Origin of the sequence: Acidicapsa ligni (assembly GCF_025685655.1) — a bacterium.
Classification (GTDB): Bacteria; Acidobacteriota; Terriglobia; order Terriglobales; family Acidobacteriaceae; genus Acidicapsa; species Acidicapsa ligni.
Genome location: NZ_JAGSYG010000002.1, coordinates 773748 through 791653 on the forward strand (window position 1 = coordinate 773748; position 17906 = coordinate 791653).

General features: G+C 55.9%; 18 protein-coding genes. 6 read left to right on the plus strand and 12 right to left on the minus strand.

Annotated features, from left to right (window positions below):
• The first annotated feature begins 77 nt into the window (after positions 1-77).
• Positions 78-659, plus strand: coding sequence for a LemA family protein (locus tag OHL19_RS09580; protein WP_317890559.1), 582 nt, complete (start codon positions 78-80; stop codon positions 657-659).
• A 220-nt stretch (positions 660-879) separates the two neighbouring features.
• On the opposite strand, the gene OHL19_RS09585 is transcribed toward OHL19_RS09580, so the two are convergent.
• Positions 880-1224 carry an STAS domain-containing protein gene (locus OHL19_RS09585; RefSeq protein WP_263357432.1) on the minus strand — a complete coding sequence of 115 codons (345 nt, stop codon included), beginning with the start codon at positions 1222-1224 and terminating at the stop codon, positions 880-882.
• Positions 1225-1258: 34 nt separating this feature from the next.
• Positions 1259-1714 carry an ATP-binding protein gene (locus OHL19_RS09590; protein ID WP_263357433.1) on the minus strand — a complete coding sequence of 152 codons (456 nt, stop codon included), beginning with the start codon at positions 1712-1714 and terminating at the stop codon, positions 1259-1261.
• A 341-nt stretch (positions 1715-2055) separates the two neighbouring features.
• Here OHL19_RS09590 and OHL19_RS09595 point away from each other — a divergent pair, with 341 nt between their 5' ends.
• The gene (locus OHL19_RS09595; protein WP_263357434.1) at positions 2056-3312 is read left to right on the plus strand and encodes a magnesium transporter MgtE N-terminal domain-containing protein; all 1257 of its coding nucleotides are present in this window, start codon (positions 2056-2058) and stop codon (positions 3310-3312) included.
• On the opposite strand, the gene OHL19_RS09600 is transcribed toward OHL19_RS09595, so the two are convergent.
• Both OHL19_RS09600 and OHL19_RS09605 read right to left on the minus strand, forming a co-directional pair.
• Positions 3313-3993: an NAD-dependent epimerase/dehydratase family protein gene (locus OHL19_RS09600; protein ID WP_263357435.1), complete on the minus strand. Its 681-nt coding sequence runs from the start codon at positions 3991-3993 to the stop codon at positions 3313-3315.
• A 7-nt stretch (positions 3994-4000) separates the two neighbouring features.
• Positions 4001-4969: an SDR family oxidoreductase gene (locus OHL19_RS09605; protein WP_263357436.1), complete on the minus strand. Its 969-nt coding sequence runs from the start codon at positions 4967-4969 to the stop codon at positions 4001-4003.
• A gap of 109 nt (positions 4970-5078) precedes the next feature.
• Here OHL19_RS09605 and OHL19_RS09610 point away from each other — a divergent pair, with 109 nt between their 5' ends.
• Positions 5079-5687 (plus strand): TetR/AcrR family transcriptional regulator, encoded by a 609-nt coding sequence (locus tag OHL19_RS09610; RefSeq protein WP_263357437.1) that lies wholly within the window; start codon positions 5079-5081, stop codon positions 5685-5687.
• Positions 5688-5693: 6 nt separating this feature from the next.
• On the opposite strand, the gene OHL19_RS09615 is transcribed toward OHL19_RS09610, so the two are convergent.
• Entirely contained in the window at positions 5694-7019 is a 1326-nt protein-coding gene (locus OHL19_RS09615; RefSeq protein ID WP_263357438.1) for a DUF2961 domain-containing protein, read from the minus strand.
• A 147-nt stretch (positions 7020-7166) separates the two neighbouring features.
• On the opposite strand from OHL19_RS09615, the gene OHL19_RS09620 reads away from it, so the two are divergent.
• Positions 7167-8405 (plus strand): Nramp family divalent metal transporter, encoded by a 1239-nt coding sequence (locus OHL19_RS09620; protein ID WP_263357439.1) that lies wholly within the window; start codon positions 7167-7169, stop codon positions 8403-8405.
• A gap of 101 nt (positions 8406-8506) precedes the next feature.
• Here the strand turns inward: OHL19_RS09620 and OHL19_RS09625 are convergent, their stop codons facing one another.
• From OHL19_RS09625 to OHL19_RS09640, 4 genes are all read right to left on the minus strand, one after another.
• The gene (locus OHL19_RS09625; RefSeq protein WP_263357440.1) at positions 8507-8716 is read right to left on the minus strand and encodes a hypothetical protein; all 210 of its coding nucleotides are present in this window, start codon (positions 8714-8716) and stop codon (positions 8507-8509) included.
• Between the two features lie 291 nt (positions 8717-9007).
• Positions 9008-10489, minus strand: coding sequence for a GGDEF domain-containing protein (locus OHL19_RS09630; RefSeq protein ID WP_263357441.1), 1482 nt, complete (start codon positions 10487-10489; stop codon positions 9008-9010).
• Positions 10490-10671: 182 nt separating this feature from the next.
• Positions 10672-11064, minus strand: a complete 393-nt coding sequence (locus OHL19_RS09635) for a (deoxy)nucleoside triphosphate pyrophosphohydrolase (protein ID WP_263357645.1) — start codon at positions 11062-11064, stop codon at positions 10672-10674.
• A 226-nt stretch (positions 11065-11290) separates the two neighbouring features.
• Entirely contained in the window at positions 11291-12037 is a 747-nt protein-coding gene (locus OHL19_RS09640) for an HAD family hydrolase (RefSeq protein WP_263357442.1), read from the minus strand.
• Positions 12038-12613: 576 nt separating this feature from the next.
• On the opposite strand from OHL19_RS09640, the gene xerD reads away from it, so the two are divergent.
• Together xerD and OHL19_RS09650 are read left to right on the plus strand one after the other, a co-directional pair.
• Positions 12614-13600 (plus strand): site-specific tyrosine recombinase XerD, encoded by a 987-nt coding sequence (gene xerD / locus OHL19_RS09645; RefSeq protein WP_263357443.1) that lies wholly within the window; start codon positions 12614-12616, stop codon positions 13598-13600.
• Positions 13597-14553, plus strand: coding sequence for a tyrosine-type recombinase/integrase (locus OHL19_RS09650; protein WP_263357444.1), 957 nt, complete (start codon positions 13597-13599; stop codon positions 14551-14553). The genes xerD and OHL19_RS09650 overlap by 4 nt, the downstream gene beginning before the upstream one ends.
• A 29-nt stretch (positions 14554-14582) precedes the next feature.
• On the opposite strand, the gene OHL19_RS09655 is transcribed toward OHL19_RS09650, so the two are convergent.
• The 3 genes from OHL19_RS09655 to OHL19_RS09665 all read right to left on the minus strand — a co-directional run bounded on the left by OHL19_RS09655 (position 14583) and on the right by OHL19_RS09665 (position 17902).
• Positions 14583-14858, minus strand: coding sequence for a DUF4242 domain-containing protein (locus OHL19_RS09655; RefSeq protein ID WP_263357445.1), 276 nt, complete (start codon positions 14856-14858; stop codon positions 14583-14585).
• Positions 14859-14969: 111 nt separating this feature from the next.
• Complete coding sequence (locus OHL19_RS09660) at positions 14970-16175, minus strand: trypsin-like serine peptidase (protein ID WP_263357446.1); 1206 nt, start codon at positions 16173-16175, stop codon at positions 14970-14972.
• A 314-nt stretch (positions 16176-16489) separates the two neighbouring features.
• Entirely contained in the window at positions 16490-17902 is a 1413-nt protein-coding gene (locus OHL19_RS09665) for an APC family permease (RefSeq protein WP_263357447.1), read from the minus strand.
• Positions 17903-17906: the final 4 nt, after the last annotated feature.

A 17906-nucleotide genomic window follows, 5' to 3' on the forward strand; every position in this document is an offset into this window, starting at 1 on the left:
CTATCCTTCGCGCCTGTAACGTGTTTTAACCGGCACTGGCGAATTTGTACGCTGGGCCCAATCGAGGAGAAAGACTCATGATGCGTCGTGGACTTTGGATTTTTCTTGGAATTCTGGCTGTCTTCGTTTTTGTCGGACTTCTGATTTATGGCAGCTTCATCAGTGCCCAGCACCAGATGGTTGCCAAGGACGAGAACGTGAAATCGAGCTGGTCGCAGGTCGATGTGCAACTGCAACGCCGCGCTGACCTTATCCCCAACCTGGTTGAGACGGTCAAAGGCTTCACCAAAGAAGAAAGCACCGTCTTCGGCGACATCGCCAATGCGCGCGCCGGCCTGTTGAATGCCCACGATCCGAAGTCCAAGATCGCCGCCAACGGCCAGCTCGATTCAGCCTTTGGCCGGTTGCTGGCGCTCACCGAGAACTATCCGCAACTACGCTCGAACGAACAGTTCCTGCGCCTGCAGGATGAGCTCTCCGGCACTGAGAATCGCATCAGCGTCGCCCGCCGCCGCTACAACGAAACGCTGCGTGACTACAACACGTTCGTCCGCCAGTTTCCCAACAGCCTATGGGCCGGCGTCCTCGGCTTCCACGTCAATGACGCCTACTTCGAGGCCAGCGCAGCGTCTCGCACCGCCCCAGCAGTAAAGTTCTAACCAGAAACGTAAAGCTCTAACCCAAAAACCGAATGCCCAGTTCTCGAAAACGAGACCTGGGCATTTCTTCCGCTCAGAGTATTTCCCAGTTCTCCCGGCGCAAATGCTCAGAAACACAAAAAGGCCGCGTCAAAACACAAAAGAGCCACGTCTACGGTTCGCCGCCGACGTGGCCCTTCAATTTTAAGTGCTGGAGACTCTGAATACTGGAAACGAGCGTTTACTTGAAAGAAGCGATGGCGCTGGCTTCGTCGTCGTAAATATCGAATACGGTATACAGCTTGGTGACCTGCAGAACGTCCTTGACCTTCTTGGTCAGGTTCAGCAGCCGCACATCCGCGCCCTGGTTCTTGGCGGTTGTGTATGCGCTCACCAGTTCGCCCAGGCCGGAGCTGTCGATGTAGTTCACATCGCCCAGGCCCAACAGAACCTTCTTTACGCCCTTGCCGATCAGCTCGCGAATGGCATCGCGCAACTGCACACTGCCCTCGCCAAGTGTAATCCGCCCGCTCAGATCAAGAATTGTTACGCCGTCCAGCTCCCGGGTTGCAATTGTCAGTGCCACAGAGAAAGCCCTCCTTGGATTATTGGTTATTAGATCAAACTTCGGTTAAGTTACTCTTCGTTTCCGCGGATGGCAGATGCTTGATAAGCGTCAGCTCGGTGCCGGGATGCAGTTGTCGAAAGTGTACCTCATCCATAAAGGACCGGATGAGGAAGATGCCGCGACCTGTGCCGCGTAGAAGGTTTTCCGGTGCCAGCGGATCGGGTAAAGTCGATGAATCGAGGCCTTCACCCTGGTCGGCAATCGTAATTACCAGCGACTTGCCTGTGTTTTCAAAGCTGGCACTGATCTGTTTGTTCGGGTCATAACCGTTGCCATGCAACACTGCATTGACCGCCGCCTCGCGTACCGCCATCACTACCCGGAAGCACTCGTCCTCATCCAGCCCGGAGGCCTGAATGAAGTTCTCCGCCGCAGCCTCAACCTCGGCCACGCTGTCCATTGTCGACGCCAGCTTGAAGCTAAGCCGCCCTGTCTGTGGTCCGGTCAATCGCGAGTCTCCATCGGAATGCTTCACGCCAGCCTGGACTTGGAGAGCATATTCACAGTTTGCGCCTCGAAGGTGGTTTCTCGAAGTTCGTGTATCGACGCATACCACGGCACTCAAAAGCCTTCATCGCAGTTTCGTTGCTCAAAGCCGTTGTGTCAAGCGAGTGCCCCTGCGATGAAGAAAGATCAGCCAGCCGAATCATTCCGAGATAAATAATACCAACCCTGCATAGGAATGGAATGAATCGAATGAGGATAGAGATTGATCACCCGCATGGCGAGCACACTTCCTTCAGATCTTGTTCGCCAGTCGCTGCCTTTACACGCTAAACTCAACCTGAAATGCGCCCCCGCACCACATCCCGTGTAAGCCTCACCGCGATGCTCGGCACACCCGTGACCGACCCGCAGGGAATCGTGCGCGGCAAGCTCAAAGATATTGCGGTCGCCACCGGCCCCGAGGCCGGGCGCGTCGCAGGCCTGGTGCTCAAAACCCGGCAGGGCCTGCAGATTGTCTCATCCATTGACGTAATGGAGACCCCTGCAGGCACGCTCGAACTACGGTCTCCCACTGCCATGAGCCCCCTGCGCGGCGATGAAAATTATCTCTTCCTGCAACAGGACCTGATCGACCGCCAAATCATCGACATCCACGGTCGCAAGGTTGTTCGCGTCAACGACGTCGATCTGGAATGGCTCGGCCACGGCGGAGTTCACCTGCTCCGCGTCTCTGAGGTTGAAGTAGGCCTTCGCGGAGCCGTCCAGCGTGTCTTCAAAGGGATACTGCCGCGTCATACCCTGGAGTCGCTGTCGCGCCGCTTCGCCTCCCGCGGCATCCCCTGGCAGTTCGTCGATGTGATCGAGGTAGATCCAGCGCGCCGCGTCAAGCTGCGTATCGAACACGAACGTCTCTCCCAGATGCATCCCTCCGATCTCGCCGAGATTCTTGCCGATCTCGCTCCAGCCGAGCGCGAAGTAATCTTCACCTCGCTCGATGAAGAGGTAGCCGCGGACACACTGGAAGAAGTCGATTCAAAGCTGCAAAAGGCTCTCCTCGAAGGCCTCGACGAAGAGCGCATCGCCGACATTGTCGAAGAGATGGACCCCGGCGCAGCCGCCGACCTGCTAAGCGAAATGTCGGACGAGCGTTCCGAAGCCATCCTCGAAGAGATGGAGCCCGACGAGCGCCATGAGGTCGAGGAGCTTCTCGAGTTTCACGAGGACTCCGCAGCCGGTCGCATGACCACCGACTTCGTCTCCGTTCACATCGATGCGCTGGTCGCCGATGGCGTTCAGGCCATGCGCGACTTCGATGGAGACGTCGAGACAGTCACGGAAATCTATCTGCTCGGAGCAGACCGCGTCCTGCGCGGTGCCGTCCCCCTCGCGCGCATGGTCATGGCACATGCCGATAGCCATCTCAACGTACTGTCGGAGTCGCGCACTCGCTCCTGCCCAGCAGACATGCATCAGTCGGAGGTGGCAGAGTTGTTCGACAAGTACAACCTCTACTCCCTGCCTGTCGTCGATTCACTGGGACGCATGGTCGGCGTCGTGCACTCAGACCAGGTCATCAGCTATCTGCTCGAAAAGATATAACTACCTCGAACGCCCGGCAAAGTCTAACAACGCGCGAATATCCCCAGTCTCCAGCACACGTTTCGGCGCGCCCGTTCGGGCAACTGCCAGCATTGCGTGGCCCAGCTCTTCGGTAGTAACCACCTGCTTCGGAAAAGCTCGCCGTAAGAGCGGCAGCAACGGCCCGGTAAGCGCATAAAAGAACTGGTACACCTTCGTCTTCGAGCGAATTCCATGCAGCGGCACAATCAGCCCAGGCCGAAACATATACGCATGCGGAAACAGCCGCAGCAGGGCATTCTCTGTACGCCCTTTGACTCGCGCCCACATACTGCGGCCCTGTTCTGAGCTATCCGTTCCCGCTCCCGAAACATACACAAACGTCATCTCCGGATTCAGCCGCGCCAGGGTCTCTGCAACGGCTATCGTCAGCTCATAAGTCAGGTGCGTATAGGCATCCTCTTTCATGCCCGAGGACGATACACCCAGGCAGAAAAAGCAGGCGTCAAAGCCGCGAAGCTCTGCTTCATATTTGCCCGGACGGAACAAATCCGAAGTCACAACCTCATGCAGCTTCGCGTTCTGCATTCCAGTCCCGGCCCGCCCAACCGTCTGCACCCGATCTACATCCGCAGCCAGCAGGCACTCGCGCAGAACACCCTGCCCCACCATCCCCGTCGCACCAAATAAAAGCACCTTCATCTCGCAATCACCTCTTGCCTGCAACAGCAAACTCTCTCGCCGTCGGCCAGAAAACGCCAGTCAATTCCTCCGAAACATCCCATAGCCCGCGAGCCAGGGAGGCATCGTTTGCCTTGTCCGATACCGTCGCCTCTCCGACCCGCCCCTTCAGTTCAAACATCCCCTTGGGACCGTAATAGCCCGCAGGCATCGCTTCCGGAGAAGTCGCCGCGAAAAGTGTCGGCAGAGCGCCCTTCACCACGGAGTGACCAATGATACGAACCACGATCGGACTGATTCTACCCATGAAAGACTGCGTGCCCGGCCCGTTTGCGATCAAATCGGTGCTCGATCCGCCGGGATGAGCTGCGTTACTCATCAATCCCCAGCCATGTGCATCGCTGCGCCGTTGCAGCTCCTTCGTGAACAGAAGATTGGCGAGCTTCGACTGGGCATACGCAGAGGTAGGCTTATACCCGCGCTTCCACTGCAAATCGTCAAAATGGATAACACCCACCTTGTGCATCAGGCTGCTCACCGTGACGACACGAGGCTCACCGCTGCGGCGCAGCAGAGGCAACAATTGCCCTGTCAGCGCGAAGTGAGCCAGATGGTTGGTTCCAAACTGCAGCTCAAATCCCTCCTGCGTCGTTTCACGTTTCGGCAGGGCCATCACGCCGGCATTGTTCACTAGGATATCGATCGGCCGATCCTCTTTCAAAAGCCGTCCGCTAAACTCCCCTATCGATTTGAGATTTGCCAGATCGACCAGCTCAAAGCGAACCCTAGCCTCCGGAACGGCCGTCCGAATCCGTCGCAGAGCATTCGCCCCTTTGACCTCGCTGCGCCCCGCAACTATCACCTCTGCCCCGGCCCGCGCCAGTTCCAGGGCGTTTTCGTAGCCCAGGCCACCGGTTGCACCCGTCACCACCGCCAATTTTCCAGCCAGCTTCGGCACGTCGCTGATACCCCAGTTACCCTTCACGGAATCCATCATCAAACCTCTTTTCATGTCAGAACGTTTTCGTTCCACAATTAATTCGTCATGCTGACAAAATACGTCATTATGTCAAGCGTTGAGTCGATTATTGACATAATGACAAATAATGCCAATACTTGAACTCGTGGAAAATGAAAAAAAGTTGCGCGTGCTGGCTGCAGCCAAGATCGTCTTCCTGCGCTACGGCTTCCGGCGCGTCACCATGCAGGACATAGCCGACGAAGCAGGAATATCGCGCCCTGCTCTCTATCTTGTTTTCCCTAATAAGGAAGAAGTATTCATAGCCACCATCGGGCATCTCTCCGGGGAAAGCCTGGCGACAATTCGCGAGAAACTGCCTACTCTGCCGGACGCTGAGGCAAAACTGAGGTTTGCCTTTGAAATCTGGACAATCTATCCCTTTGAACTGATGCTCGCCTCGCCAGATGCAAGAGATCTGGCACACTGCGGCGAAGGCTTCGCCAGCGAAGTCCTCGGCAGAATCTCTGCCGAATTCGAATCCATACTCCAGCTCATCCTTGAGCCGGTCGTTGCTGCAAATGGGGCCGCAATTCTTCCGGCAGCACAGGTCGCGCACCTTCTGGCAGCCTCAGCGCACGGCTATAAAGACGCGTCCAAATCCATCAGTGAACTGCGCGAAATGATCCACGGCTTGATTACGCTGACACTGGCCGCGCTGGAAGTAAAATCCAACCCCAGACCAGTATCAGCGTAAGCTCTCTTACTCGCCCGGCACAGGCGCAGCCCCGTCGCCCGCCACTCGGAAGATCCGCGGTATCCGCGTCTCAGCCGCAGGCAGCGCAGGGAAGCCCGCATGAGGCTCCGTCTGGTACCAATAAGCGACCGAATAATAATCATCCGACCGGTTATTCGCATGCCCATGTTCGATCGTCGCGCGAATGGATTTTTCAAAAGCGATCGGGCTCTCGGTATGCCAGCGATACATGCAATAACGCCCGCCGATTCGTTCCGGATTTTCGATAAACGGCGCACCATGATTCCTGTGGGAAAATGCCTGCTTGCCAAAATTCCAGGCGCCGTTAAAGTAGTCCTCGGTGCCGGTTCCGTTGATGGTTGGCAACGTGTCCCCATCGATGAAGAACATGTCATCGCCCTCGCCAAACCAGGAATTCTGGTTCTGCAGCACGGACTGCGTCACACCCACAAAATGCCCGCGCCCCGTCGCCTCCATGTAGACGTAGTTGCCTTTGCCATCGAGATTTTTGCGGCTGTACACCGCGTTATCGCCCTTCTGATTCCAGTCGTCGACTTCGCCCTTGCACGGCGCAGCCTGTGCGTACTGCGCATGAAAGCGACCAAGGTCGGCGGGCAACCCAGGCAGCACCACATAGTCGATGGCAAAGAAGTACGCATCCGTTTTCTTGCTGCCTTCATTGGTAACCGTAATCCTGGCCGCACTCGAAAACGGCATCTGAAAATAAGCGTTCATAGCCTTGGTCGTAGAGACTGCCGTCAGCTCAGACTCATAAATAAAATATTCCCCAAGGCCTAATCCAAAGAAGTCGCCAACCGGCACTTCAATCGATGGAGAACTCTCCCCATCCCACCAAGCGCGCAGCACCAGGTTTTTCAAATGATACTCATCCGGCGACACGATGGTGACCCAGATATGCGTGATCACTCCCGCACCCGTAATGTCCAACAATGTCGCGGATTTCCCCGCCTCAATCTGCACCATGTCGGCATCCCCGCCGCTGCGATCCCAGCTTGAGGCTCGACGCGACTTGTAATTGCGCAACCGTGACTGCGAGAACAAATCGTCAGGAATACCCGCAACATCAGGCGCCGTCAATGGCGAAGCCGCTTTAGCAGCAGCTATCGCAGTCATCGGAGCAGTTGCCCCTAACCCCGCAATAGCCGCTCCAGAGGCAAGCAGGCCCAGCATCCTGCGCCGCCCAAGTCCTTCAATGTTCCCTGTGGCCGCGTCATTTGCTGTTTCCCCGCTGTGGTTTACATCGCTGTGGTTTGCATCTTTGCTGATCTTTCTATCTACATTTGGAGAATCGTTTAAATTTAGACCGCTCATAAATTCCTTTCTAGAAATACAAACAGAATAAGTCATGCTCCCCATCTGCGGATAACCTGCGCGTCTATCTGTTTTTCTCAACTCACACACTGAATTCAGAATGATATGTTCATGGTGGATATACCTTGAGTCGAGGAGAAAGAGTGCATGTGGAAGCGCTGGCGAATCCGGATCATGCTCTTCCTCGCCGTGCTTGGTCCCGGCTTCATCACCGCCAACGTCGACAACGACTCGGCCGGCATTCTCACCTATTCTCAGGCCGGAGCGCAATACGGATACGCGCTGCTCTGGACCATGATTCCGATCACGCTCGCTCTGATCGTTGTGCAGGAAATGTGCGCCCGCATGGGCGTCGTCACAGGCAAAGGACTCAGCGATCTGATTCGTGAAGAGTTCGGCCTGCGCGTCACCGTCGTCGTGATGGTGCTGCTGGTTGTAGTCAACTACACCAACGTCATTACCGAATTCATCGGCATCGCAGGCAGCCTGCACCTGTTTCATGTGTCGAAATTCATCTCCGTGCCCATCTGCGCTATCCTCGTCTGGCTGCTTGCAGTTCGCGGAGATTATAAGCAGGTCGAGAAGATCTTCCTCTTCGCCTCCATCGTTTACATCGCCTACATCTTCGCCGGAGTGCTCTCCCAACCCGACTGGCACGACGCCATGCTGGCCACGGTCAGAATGCCGAAGCGCTCCATGTGGACCGGCGATTACATCTACATGGCTGTCGGCGTAGTCGGCACCACCATCGCGCCGTGGATGCAGTTCTACCTGCAATCCTCCATCGTGGAAAAAGGCGCCCGCGTCAAGGACTACGCAGCCTCGCGCCTCGATGTCATCGTCGGCAGCATCTTCACCGATATCGTGGCTTGGTTCATCATCGTCGCCTGCGCAGCCACCCTCTTCGTACACGGCATGGGAGCCATCCAGGTACCCTCAGACGCCGCCGACGCCATGCGCCCACTGGCTGGCAACTACGCCTTCCTGCTCTTCGCCTTCGGACTGTTCAACGCATCGCTCTTCGCTGCATCGGTTCTCCCACTTTCAACTGCGTACACCGTCTGCGAAGGTCTTGGCCTGGAGTCAGGCGTAGACAAGAGTTTCAAAGAAGCTCCCTTCTTCTACTGGCTCTACGCCCTGCTCATCGCCAGCGGAGCCATCACCGTCCTCATCCTGCCCGACACCAAGCTAATCAGCATGGCGATTTTTTCGCAGGTGCTCAACGGAATCCTGCTGCCCGTCGTGATCGTGCTGATGCTCATCCTGATCAACCGCAAAGAGCTGATGGGCCAATACATCAATTCAAAGTTATTCAACGTAATCGCGTGGACTACCTGCCTGATCGTGATCGCCCTGAACGTAGCCCTGATGTTCTCGCATCGTTAGCTTCTCGCATCACTGGCGCGCAAACGCATCTCGACTGCAAAAGAGCGAGGCCGCATCGTTGCGGCCTCGCTCTTATTACTGAACTTTAGATACCGGACTTCTTAGGCATACGCCGCAGGCGCAAATCCATCGCAGCCGCTAACCGGCGTCACCATCAAATGAAGTGGAGCGTGCTTAGGATGGCCGCATTCATCAATCAATGTTTCCGATGCTTGATGAGAGGAAAGAATCGCCACCAGCTTGTCGCTACTTTTGTGAGACTCACCGAAGTGTGAACACAGTCCGCATTGCCCGTCGTTGATTGCTGACATAGTAACCTCCTCAGGTTGGTCGAACGCGGCAATTATCTCTCCATAAGACGCAATTTTGCAATGCCAATTTGCACATGTAAGTAATTGAAAGTAGGACAGATTAAGTCGGCTTTAACGCAAATTGATGTAAGTAGCGGACTTCTAAATAACTCGGTTGCTCTGCATTTTCAACGATCTGCATCCCACAATAAGTTACCTCGCAGATACTGGAGAATTTTTCAGAAAGGGTATAGTCCAAAGCATAGAGGTCCGTGTGACTTTTGGCGGCATTCGACTATTCCGAAAAATATTCTAAATAGAAGACAATCGCACCCGGTCAGCGACCACAAGAACAGGTGTAACTTCGACGCGGTTTCTGCCCGACTGCTTGGCCTTGTAAAGAGCCCGGTCGGCATACTCCACAAGAAGTTCCGGAGACGTAATGTAATTCAGATGTCCACTCGCAGCAGCGCCAATGCTTACACTGAGCGACCTTCCGTTAGCTCCTGGAAGAGGTAGCGCAGAGACGGCTGCACGAATTTTCTCCGCTACAATCAACGCTCCCTCCAGCCGTGTCAGTGGAAGAATCACAGCAAATTCCTCGCCGCCATAACGGGACACAGAATCAATAGTGCGCGGCAGTAAGTTTGAAATGCACTGTGCAATCGCCACCAGGCATGTATCGCCGTATGGATGGCCATAGTTGTCGTTCACTTCTTTGAAATAGTCCACATCAATCATCAGCAGTGCAAGAAAATCGTCATTTCTATCCGCATACTTCCAATCCCTTTTCAGATAGAGTTCAAACGCTCCGCGGTTGCCAATCTGGGTCAAATGGTCCCGCATGGTCTGATCCGTGAGTTGATCTTTGGCTTCCATATGTTGGCTCTGCGTCACGGCAAGTCGCAGCCCAAAGATAACGATCGCAACACCAATGGCTGCAAATCCAATCAGCGGATGAATGAGAGTCAGGCATGCTCCAAGTAGAAACGCAGCCAGCATCGAAAAGAGCGGCATAGCTGCACGAATGATGTAGCGCGTACGCGGAGAATATGCTGGCTTGCCTGTATTTCGAACCGGAAAATAGGCCAGAATGGCAAATCCCACGTTGGGGAGACAGATCATGAAGTCGAACGGCGAGTGATGATGCCACCCCAAAGTATCGTAAACGATATAGTCATTCAGGAAAAAGCTGATAGCATCCAGCCCCAGGAAAACACAGAGTGCCCGCCCAAAATGTTTCTCCTGGGATGAAGTCAGACTAGGCAAAACAATGAGAGCCGCTCCTGCTAAAAAGACCTTGAAGATAAGAAAAAACTGAGTAAAATGCGGTCTTTCGAAAAGATGTGTATCGGCCAAAGCGAGGGTACAGATCAACACCGTCAGGCACACATCCATCCAAGGAATAGTGGTGGAACTCCTTTCCTCCGGAGGGCTGGAGACAATCACCAGCCGCAGGGAAAGTATGATCAATGACGCGCTGAATGTGTTTACATGCGGCCAACGAGGCAGATACAGATCGAGGATCGACATAGCGAACATACCGACAGTCCAGATAGCAATGCTGGACAGCAGTAATATCCATCGCAGGCGCAATGAGCCGCTGGTCTTGCGCGCAGCTCCCCATCCGGCCAGAAGGGCAGCTAGTCCAGGAAATCCGGCGATCGTATACGACAGCGCATCGGATGCCGAGGTAAAAATCACCATTGTGGCGGCATACAGGGCAAGGTAGCCACCCGAGATTGCAAGCACAAGTATCGGACGAGACTTCGCCGCACCAGTAATCGAAGACATAGCACCTCTGAGCCTGCTCAACATTGCCCGGATCGCGAGTCCAATACAGAGATCGAAGAAGTTACAAATAATGATAACTGCCGGTAAGCCAGTTATGGATGATCAATGCTTCAATTGTTACTTAAGTTTCTAATTAAAAGACGAGCCAGAAATGGCCCCAAAAATACAGACCCGAAATCTTTCTACAGCAGCTTCCCAGCCGCCAGATCCCGAATCAAACCTCGGTCGGCAGCCAGAAAATCATAGTTCGGCAGTTCTTCCAGCTTTACCCAGCGCACTTCTTTGAAGATACGGTTTTCCAACTCGCCCTCAAACTCGTACACCGCAAAGAATTGTAGATCCACCGCGCCACCATGCCGGTAATTATGGCGAATATGCGTCACACGCGGCCCGATCGTGGCATCGATGCCCAACTCCTCGTTCAGCTCACGCGCCAGAGCCGCTTCCGGACCCTCGCCCGGCTCGATCTTGCCGCCAGGGAACTCCCACTGCAAAGCCATAGGCTGATCCGGTCGGCGTTGACAGATAAGCACTTCGCTTCCGCGAAGCATCAGCGCAGCCACCACAAGCCGCAGGGCATTCGTCCGTGTTCCAGTCGCGCCGCTTCCAGCCTCGTTCCCGTTCTTAGCCGTCGTTTCTTCGCCAGGACCTGCGTTCTCTTCCGTCACTGAACCAGTGTAGTCGCTCCAGCCGCGAAGCTGAAAGCGCGTCTTGCTCAGTAACCTCAGGCTCGCCCCGATCCTTGAATGGTTCGTTTTTTAACGGATCGTAATTTTCAGGAAGGGAAGGAGCGATCCCAAATCACTCCCCGGCAACTCCAGCGTGAACACCCTCAGCCGCCTGTGGCCTGAAGTAACCCCATCCACGCTGCGCACATGCCTCAAGCAACGCCGGAGAGGGATTGATTGGAAACGGCTTACGAGCAATCTCCAGCATCGCCAGGTCATGGATAGAATTCCCGAAAACCACATCCGGACGGTCCAGACCGACCCGCCGCAGCGATTCTGCCTTGCCCTCGTCCGTCGGAACATCCACAATATCGGCGGTAATCAGCCCGCTCTCGACTCGAACCTCAGCCGCCAGCACGCGTTCCTCGGGAATGCCAAACTGCCGTACACCCTCCGCGATGACCCACTTGTTCGTCGAACTGACTGCCCAGAGCGTCGCGCCCTGCGCATTCAGCTTGTCGATCAACTGCCGCATCTCGGCAAACATATGCATCTGCACATGTTTGGAGATAAACTCCGCAGCGGCGGAACGCAATTCCTGCTCACGCAATCCCGCATACACCTGCGCCATTTGGCCGCAGATATCCCGCTCGCTGACCTTGCCTGCCATGTATGCCCGGTGCCGTGTGTCCATCCAATCGCTGGCAGAGCGCGAAACCAGCCCCTGCTCGATCGACCACACCATAAAACTGTAGCCCGCGTCGCCGCCCCACAACGTGCCATCGCAATCAAAGACCGCAACCTGTGGCTTCTGATCCAATACCAACTGCTCCATTTCAGCAGCCGTCCAGCGGGGAATCTCAATCTGTGTCTGTATCACTTATCTCGTCCTGGGTTGAGCCTGCCTGCGCTCATCTCTTCTGCAATCCGATACTCTTCTAACCATTTTCCCTCAGTTGCATGTCTTTTGCCTATCCAAACCATGTAAACGTGTTGTGAACAAGTAAAACCTTTCACCCGATAGCAACTACAGCATCAACATCCAGAACATTACCCCAGCCACCAGCCTTAACCCTTTGCCTTAGCTTTTGTCCTTGCCCTTGCTTTTGCAGTTGCACTTGCCCTTGCCTTTCTGTCTGTCATTCCCGCAGGGAATCTGCTTCTCCCATCCCCAAAGAACAATCCCAAACCCACACCACAGAGCCGCAAACTCAACCAGCAACCAGGCTTTTAGAGTCTTTTTCTTTGTTGCCGAATTTGATTCGGTGTCCAATGTGGTTCTCCAGGCATGCGCGGCGACGTCCATTTGCCTCCTGAAAGGCCATAATCGCTTTAGAGCATTTTCCCAACGGGTGTAATCCGGCCAGCAATGGCCCTGTGGTCTTTCTTCCAAGAGAGGGCACGCCGGAAGTATTTCCGCCAGGCCGCCGCAATCGGAAAAAGCTCTCGTAAACCTATGGAAACCTCGCGCAATCTCGGCCTCGTACGGGAATATCTCACCTACCTGCGCGTCGAAAAAGGCCTGCGCCCACTGACCTGCGAAGCCTATGACAGCGACCTCAAAACCTTCGCTGAATTCCTCGAAAGCCGCCACGGCGTACTCCTCACCGCCACCCAGCAGGATGTAGCCGCTTTACTTGAGCATCTCCGCACCCACGGCATCGACTCCCGCTCCGCCGCGCGCAAGCTGAGCTGTATTCGCGGTTTCTATAAATGGCTCCTGCTCGACCGCCGTATCCATCACGACCCCACCATCAATATCGAATCGCCCAAAGCCTGGAAAGTCCTGCCCAAGTCGCTCGCCGAGTCGGAAGTAAATGAAATGCTCCAGGTCGCCGAGATGGCCACCAACCACCCCCAGGCCAATGCCACAGCCCTGCGCAATCGCGCCATTCTCGAACTGCTCTATGCCGGCGGTCTGCGCGTCTCCGAAGTGACCAGCCTTTCCACCAGCGACCTTGCTCTCGACTCCGGCCGCGTTCTAGTTCGCGGTAAAGGAGACAAGGAGCGCATCGTACCGCTCGGTCGCACCGCCCTCGAAGTTCTCGAAGCCTATCTCCGCGATGGCCGCCCGCATCTGGCCCGCGCCCGCATGGCCGATGCTTCGCGCCTCTTTCTCTCTCTGCGCGGCATGCCCCTCACCCGCCAGTCCATCTGGATGATGGTCAAGGCCGCCAACGTCTCTGCCAGTCCGCACACCCTGCGCCACAGTTGCGCCACGCACATGGTGGAGCACGGCGCCGACCTGCGCAGCGTTCAATTGCTTCTCGGCCACGCCGACATCTCCACCACCCAGGTCTATACCCACCTGGCTCTGGGCCGCCTCAAGGCTGTTCACCGCGAACATCATCCACGCGGCAAGTCCGCAGCCACGCGCCTTGCAGCACTTGAGTCCGTAGAATCCTTAGGACCGGCCCTCGCCCTCGAAGAAGAGCAGCCATGAGCGCTCAGCCCCTGCCTGCTCCCACCTCCACCTTGAACGAACTCGTCACCGCTTACCTCGCGGTCCTGGCCAACGAACGCGGCAGCTCGCCTCACACCCTTCGCGCCTACGAGCGAGAGCTTCGTGCCTTTGTCGCCTACATCGTAGCCGAGCAGGGAGCCGACACCCGGCCCGCTGCTATCGAGCACACGCGCATCCGCACCTATCTCGGCTCGCTCTACGAACGCGGCCTCTCCAAAGCCTCTGCCGCCCGCGCGCTCGCTTCCATTCGAAGCTGGTTCCGCTGGCTTGCCCGCTTCGGCCATGTCGATCAAAACGTTGCCTCGCTCGTGTCTACGCCCAAGCTACCCAAACATCTTCCGCGTGTCCCATCGATAGAGCAGATGAATCGCGTCGTCGATTCGTTCAATGATCCCAAAGATGCAGCCGCCAGTTGGCCGGCCCGCGACAGCGTTATCTTCGAACTGCTCTATGGCTGCGGCATCCGCAACGCCGAACTGACCGGCCTCAATCTCGCCGATATTCATTGGGCAAATGAAGCGATCCTCGTCCGCGGCAAAGGACAGAAGCAGCGCTATGTCCCACTCGGCGATGCCGCTGCGCAGGCGATTCGCACGTATCTGGCAGAGCGTCAGTCGCGTCTAGCCGCCGCCCAGCGCAGTTCCAACGCGCTGCTCCTGAATCTGCATCTGCGCAGCGACGGACGCCTCTCCACGCGCAGCGTCGCACGCATCGTCAAGCGCATCGCAGTTCAGCGCGGCCTCTCATCGGATGTACATCCTCATACGTTGCGCCACGCCTTCGGCACACATCTGCTTGAAGAAGGCGCAGATCTGCGTTCCATTCAAGAACTGCTGGGCCACGAACGCCTCAGCACCACGCAGCGCTACACCCAGCTAACCGCCGCACAACTCACGCAAGTCTACGACCGCACTCACCCCAGGGCAAAGTAACGAGCTAAGTAGCACGCAAAGGGAACATCCTAACCCTGCGCCGTCGCCGGGCTGATCGTTGCGCGAATCTCCATCACCGCATCCGCCGGAAAACCACCCTGCTGCGCATGTTCTCGGATCATCTCTGCATTCGGAGCAATGTAAACGCACGTTATCTTGTCATCCGTCACAAACGACTCCACCCACTCAATCTCTGGACCAAGGCTCCGCAGCACGCTGCACGACTTCTGCGAGATGCCCTGCAATGCTTCGCCGCTAAGCTTTCCTGCGCCAGGAATATTCCGTTCAATCAGGAACTTCGGCATGATCTTATCCCTCCTCAACAAAGTTGATGGCGAGTATACATTGCATAGGAGAAATGCTTAAAGCCCCGCAAGCCGTTGCGGCTTGCGGGGCTCTCACCTGCAGACAGGTTCTTACTTGCAGGCAACCTTCGAGTAGTCCTGGTAAAGAGTCCAGAAGTTGTTGCTGTTGAACTCCGCTCCATTGATCGCAAGCGGTTCCGAAGGACTTGTCCATTTGAAGCTGTTCACGCCGTTCGCGAGATTGAAGCTCTTGGGAAACAGATTGTTCGATGGAGCAGGATCGGTCGTATTCTTCGGATTGAAGCCGATGATCCACGGGCCGCCACTCGTCCCGCCAGTTTGCGAATTGCCAACCTCGACAATTCCGCTCGTGCCCAGGGGATTCACAATGCCCGTAGCGCCGTTGTCCTGGTAAAGGTAGTTGCCTTCAAAAGGAGCAGCCTGCGGATAGCCGAAGATATTCCACTGCCTCTGCGTGTAGTCGCCGCCGTACGCATAACCGAGCCAGCCAGTGTAAGTGCCGATGACCTTACCGCTATCCCCGCCGCAACCCTTGCCAGTGCTGTCATGCATCGAGAGAAAGCCAATGTCCCAGTACCAGTTAGGAGCGTTGCTGGTCCAGGTGTACGCAAAATTCACCTTCCATCCACCGCCCAGGCTCGCGTCGCTGCCATTGTTCCAGCCCGGATAAAACGTCCAGTTGCCATACCATTTGCCAGTCGCGATATCGAACATGCAATGCCGTGCCGTGAGCACCGTATGGTTGTTCAATGCCACAGAGCCAGAGCACACATAGTCGCCGGCCTTCTCACTTGCGCCTTCAGGAATCGTGAAGAAGAGCTTACCGATTGTCGTGTACGGATACTCATTGTTGATCCCTGCACGGTAGTTGTTGAAGGGCAGTTCATACGTGAACGGCGTCGAGTCCGGAGTGATTCCTTCGAGAGCTTCTCCGCTGACCTCACCCTGGCTTAGCGGAAAGCGCTCCGTCGAATTTTCCTCTTCAACATCCCCAACATCGCGACGAGCTGTCGGCAATCCACCCACACCCGTAACCATCGGCTCCGGTTTCGCCAGTAGCTCCGCATTCGTGCGGACAGTGCCTGGCGCCGAGCGAGGCACCGGCATCGGTTGAGCATTGGCCATTCGTTCCGGAGTCCAATACTCGCTCACCGCGCGAGCAGCATCCGCGCTGAGTTTAACATTTGGATTGCTCGCGCTTTTCGGTGCTTCCTGAGAGAACAGAGAACCATGAGCAAGACCAAGTACAAGCACAGAGCCAACGACCGGCCATGCAAAGCGGGGAAAAGTATTCATTCGCATCACAAGTTCACCTTTCATGTTTTTTGTAGTTGCGGTTAAGCAGATCTCGAGCCAGGAGCACTGCACGCAGTGGGAGCGCGGTCCCGGAGCTATTGGCGATTCATCAAGCTACCAACGCAGAGTTAGTGCCGCGCATCGACGCGCCGTTTCATCGGTGAAGAAAGAATCGCGATGCAGCCGTTTCCTGCAGCGCACTCAGGGCGAGCGCGCTCAGAACGAAAAGACAAAAGTGCAACGCCAATGTAGTTGTCTCTATGAAGTAGTGTTGAGTAGCAGTGTACCGAGCGTGTCGCTCGCAACCAGGCAAGTCAATCCGCAGCAAGAGCCGTCGGCTGATACCGTCGCCGTATCCACTCATACAGCGGCAGCCCCAATAAAATCAGCCCCGTTCCAATCAATGACCCACGCAGGTTTCCGATATAACTTGAAACCAGAACCGCCGCCGAACAAAGCACAAACACCGCAGGCAGCACCGGATATCCCCAGACTTTATAAGGCCGCGCCATCTCTGGCCGTTTTCTGCGATAGATAAACACCGTGGTAGCAGTCAGCATATAAAACAGCCACTCCGCAAATACCGCCAGTTCAAACAACTTCTGAAACTTCCCCAGCACCAGCAACAACGCCGTAGAAATAAGCGCCTGAACCACCAGGGAATAAGTAGGGCTCTGAAATCTTGGACTGATGCGCGCAAACTGCGGAAAGAACAACTTATCGCGAGCAGCCGCAAAGGGAATTCGCGCACCCGACATGATCGTTCCATTCAGCGTGACAAAAATACTAAGAGCCATGCCCGCCGCAACCAGCGCCGCACCCGCAGGCCCCGCGACCACGCTAAGTGCAGCCACAGCCGGTCTAGGCGAAGCAGCAATCTGTGCGGCAGGCAAAATGTACTGGATCGCCGCATTCGTCGCCATGAACAACGCGCCAACAACAAAGAGACCACCGACCAACGCAATCGGAAGATTCCGCCCAGGTCTCTTAACCTCACCTGCCACCATGGCCAGATCGTTCCAGCCGTCATATGCCCACAGCGTGGCAATCAGGGCAATCATGAATCCGTCGAGCCCACCTGTAGCGTGTGGCAGCGAAGTAGCAAAATTCCCCCACGCGCCCACCGAAGAACCAAAGCAAAATCCTGCGATAACAAGAATCAGCACACCCTTCAGCACCGTGAAAACAACCTGAAAATCGCCAGCCTTCTTGATGCCCAGGCAGTTCAATCCCGTGACCAGCCATGTCACAGCGATAGCGAAAAGCTGCGACCACATCACCGGCAGCGGGCCGCCAATCGCCTGCGTATCCAGCCAGTGAAAGACCGCGAAAATTCCCAGTGTCCGCGCCAGCCCGCTCGTCACAGAAGCAATCGAAGCAGGCTTGGCCACCGCGAACCACGTCCACATGTAAAGGAAGCCCGTGCGATCGCCGTATGCCCCGCGCAGATACACATACTCGCCGCCCGCATAGGGCATCATCGCGCCCAGCTCTGCGTAAGTCATCGCACCAAAGAGCGAGAGCAGTCCGCCCACAATCCACGCCGTGTACACCATCCCCGACGAGCCAACAGCCAGCATCATCTCGGTCGGCACAAGAAAAATACCGCTGCCGATAATGGTCCCCACCACAATCGCAGTGGCATGGCTTGCGCCCAGCACACGCGGCAGATCGGGAACAAGATTAGCTTGTGAAGAAGAGCCGGACTGGGGCGTCAATGTACTCATCGAT

What these genes read in the sequence shown, in the direction of transcription:
- OHL19_RS09600 (WP_263357435.1), bottom strand. Translation starts at nt 3,993, where the DNA reads ATGAAGGTGCTTTTATTTGGTGCGACGGGGATGGTGGGGCAGGGTGTT.
- OHL19_RS09605 (WP_263357436.1), bottom strand. Translation starts at nt 4,969, where the DNA reads ATGATGGATTCCGTGAAGGGTAACTGGGGTATCAGCGACGTGCCGAAG.
- OHL19_RS09660 (WP_263357446.1), bottom strand. Translation starts at nt 16,175, where the DNA reads ATGAATACTTTTCCCCGCTTTGCATGGCCGGTCGTTGGCTCTGTGCTT.
- OHL19_RS09665 (WP_263357447.1), bottom strand. Translation starts at nt 17,902, where the DNA reads ATGAGTACATTGACGCCCCAGTCCGGCTCTTCTTCACAAGCTAATCTT.
- OHL19_RS09630 (WP_263357441.1), bottom strand. Translation starts at nt 10,489, where the DNA reads ATGTCTTCGATTACTGGTGCGGCGAAGTCTCGTCCGATACTTGTGCTT.
- OHL19_RS09625 (WP_263357440.1), bottom strand. Translation starts at nt 8,716, where the DNA reads ATGTCAGCAATCAACGACGGGCAATGCGGACTGTGTTCACACTTCGGT.
- OHL19_RS09655 (WP_263357445.1), bottom strand. Translation starts at nt 14,858, where the DNA reads ATGCCGAAGTTCCTGATTGAACGGAATATTCCTGGCGCAGGAAAGCTT.
- OHL19_RS09595 (WP_263357434.1), top strand. Translation starts at nt 2,056, where the DNA reads ATGCGCCCCCGCACCACATCCCGTGTAAGCCTCACCGCGATGCTCGGC.
- OHL19_RS09580 (WP_317890559.1), top strand. Translation starts at nt 78, where the DNA reads ATGATGCGTCGTGGACTTTGGATTTTTCTTGGAATTCTGGCTGTCTTC.
- OHL19_RS09620 (WP_263357439.1), top strand. Translation starts at nt 7,167, where the DNA reads ATGTGGAAGCGCTGGCGAATCCGGATCATGCTCTTCCTCGCCGTGCTT.
- OHL19_RS09610 (WP_263357437.1), top strand. Translation starts at nt 5,079, where the DNA reads ATGCCAATACTTGAACTCGTGGAAAATGAAAAAAAGTTGCGCGTGCTG.
- OHL19_RS09650 (WP_263357444.1), top strand. Translation starts at nt 13,597, where the DNA reads ATGAGCGCTCAGCCCCTGCCTGCTCCCACCTCCACCTTGAACGAACTC.
- OHL19_RS09615 (WP_263357438.1), bottom strand. Translation starts at nt 7,019, where the DNA reads ATGAGCGGTCTAAATTTAAACGATTCTCCAAATGTAGATAGAAAGATC.
- xerD (WP_263357443.1), top strand. Translation starts at nt 12,614, where the DNA reads ATGGAAACCTCGCGCAATCTCGGCCTCGTACGGGAATATCTCACCTAC.